Here is a 317-nt window from a genome sequence, read left to right on the forward strand (position 1 = left end):
CGCCGGGGGCGGCGCCGCTCGACGACCGGGGTCCAGTCGTCGAGGTCCCGGGCGGGCGTCGCCGCATGGAGCCCCGCGTCACGAGCGGCCCGGAAGGCGGCGAGAGCGTCCCCCTCGCCCCGGGCGACGGCGTCGCTCCCGGCCTCCCGCTCACCGCTCAGAGCGGCCCGCAGCAACTCCCCGAGCTCTCCGTCCCGCAGCTCGTCAGGCATCCGTCACCTCCCTCTCCCCTTGAGTTGTTCCGCAAGTCGCCTCAATCCCCTATGTGCCGCGGACCGTACCGCACCGGGACGCTTGCCCAATACCCGGGCGGCCGA

Annotated in this window: 2 pseudogenes; both read right to left on the minus strand. The window is 74.8% G+C overall.

Going from position 1 to position 317, the window contains the following annotated elements:
* Positions 1-212, minus strand: a pseudogene (locus tag CCN56_RS42830) (hypothetical protein); the annotation flags it as partial.
* A 3-nt stretch (positions 213-215) separates the two neighbouring features.
* A pseudogene (locus CCN56_RS45495) lies at positions 216-317 on the minus strand (RNA polymerase sigma factor); the annotation flags it as partial.

The organism is Streptomyces sp. NRRL B-24572, assembly GCF_002156145.1.
Lineage (GTDB): Bacteria > Actinomycetota > Actinomycetes > Streptomycetales > Streptomycetaceae > Streptomyces > Streptomyces vietnamensis.